Raw genomic sequence first — 2,045 nt, forward strand, 5'->3', positions numbered from 1 at the left:
GCGGGTGACACCTGGCGTGTCACCACGCAGGGCACCGGTTCCCTGGACGCGCTGGCCAAGACCCCGCACGAGGCGGCCACCCGCCCCCTGAAACCGGGCGAGGTCCGCATCGAGGTCCGCGCGGCCGGACTGAACTTCTACGACGTCGCCGTCGCGCTCGGCATGGTCGACAGCGCGGACGGGCTGGGCGCCGAGGGCGCCGGAGTGGTCACCGAAACCGGGCCCGGTGTGTCACGCTTCGCCGTCGGTGACCGGGTACTGGGCGCGTTCCCGGCCGCGTTCGCCGTGCGCACCATCGCCGACGAACGCATGCTCGCCCCCATCCCGGCGGGCTGGTCCTTCGAACAGGCCGCCTCCGTGCCCGCCGTGTTCCTGACCGCCTACTACGCCCTGCACGACCTGGCACAGATCCAGCCCGGCCAACGCGTCCTCATCCACGCCGCCGCCGGCGGAGTCGGCATGGCCGCCACCCAGCTCGCCCGCCACTTCGGCGCCGACGTCTACACCACCGCCAGCCCCGCCAAATGGCACACCCTCACAGCATTGGGCATCCCCGAAGAACGCATCGCCTCCTCACGCACCACCGACTTCGCCGAGCAATACCTCAACCACACCGGCGGCAGTGGCATGGACATCGTCCTGGGCTCCCTGTCCGGCGAGTTCGTCGACGCCTCCCTGCGCCTGCTCACCCCCCGCGGCGGCCGCTACATCGAAATGGGCAAGACCGACATCCGCACCCCCCAGCAGATCACCGCCACCCACCCCGGCATCACCTACCGCGCCTTCGACCTCAAAGAAGCAGGCCCGACCCGCACCGGCGAAATGCTCCACCACCTGCTCACCCTCTTCACCCACCAGGCGCTCACCCCCCTGCCCCGCACCGAGTGGGACCTCGCCCGACTGCCCCAGGCCCTGCGCCACATGAGCCAGGCCCGTCACACCGGCAAGAACGTCATCCGCATCCCCCGCCCGGTCAACCCCCACGGCACCGTCCTGATCACCGGCGGCACCGGCACCCTCGGCGGCCTCATCGCCCGCCACCTCGCCCACCACCACCACATGCGCCACTTCCTCCTCCTCAGCCGCCAAGGACCCAACGCCCCCACCGCCCCCGCCCTCCACCACGACCTGACCCAAACCGGCGCCCAGGCCACCATCACCGCCTGCGACCTCACCGACCCCCACGCCCTGGCCAAAACCCTCGCCGACATCCCCACCGAACACCCCCTGACCGCCGTCATCCACGCCACCGGCCACCTCGACGACGCCACCCTCACCCACCTCACCCCCCACCAACTCACCACCGTCCTGACCTCCAAAGCCACCACCGCCCACCACCTCCACCACCACACCCTCCCCCACGACCCCGCCGTCTTCCTCCTCTTCTCCTCCGCCGGCAGCATCCTCGGCAGCCCCGGCCAAGCCAACTACAGCACCGCCAACACCTACCTCGACGCCCTCGCCCACCACCGCCGCCACCACAACCAACCCGCCACCAGCCTCGCCTGGGGCCTCTGGCAACAAACCAGCGGCATGACCAGCCACCTCGACGACCAAGACAAAGCACGCATGGCGCGCAACGCCATCGCGCCGATGTCGACTCCCGAGGCGCTGGAGCTGTTCGACGCGGCCGCTCTGCCACCGCACGCGCTCCTGCTCACCGCGCTGCTCGACCAGCGGCAGCTGCCACGGCTTCCGCTGTGGCAGCGGCTCGCCGCGACGACCAGGGCGGTGGCGGCCACGGTCGAGGAGGGCCCGTCGCTGTCTCAGCGGCTCGGTGCACTCGNAGCGGCATGACCAGCCACCTCGACGACCAAGACAAAGCACGGCTGGCACGGAGTGCACTGAGCCCGATGTCGACCCCCGAGGCGCTGGAGCTGTTCGACGCCGTCGGCACACCGCCGCATCCGTTGCTGATGGTGTCGCCGCTGAACACGCAGCACATCCCACCGCACCCGGTGTGGCAGCGGCTGAGCACGCATCGGCGGTCGGCTGCCTCCGTCGAGCAGGGGCCGCAGTTGGCACAGCAGCTCGGCCCGCTGCCG

General features: G+C 71.0%; 2 protein-coding genes. Both read left to right on the forward strand.

What is annotated here, in order from left to right; all coding sequences use genetic code 11:
* Positions 1–1,797: MDR/SDR family oxidoreductase (locus tag GTY47_RS18810; protein WP_010048962.1), on the forward strand; the 1,797-nt coding region annotated here is incomplete at its 5' end.
* A 56-nt stretch (positions 1,798–1,853) separates the two neighbouring features.
* The coding region (locus GTY47_RS18815) for a hypothetical protein (protein WP_010048964.1) at positions 1,854–2,045 on the forward strand (192 nt) is incomplete at its 3' end.

This window comes from Streptomyces sp. SID5464 (genome assembly GCF_009862985.1).
Taxonomy (GTDB): domain Bacteria; phylum Actinomycetota; class Actinomycetes; order Streptomycetales; family Streptomycetaceae; genus Streptomyces; species Streptomyces chartreusis_D.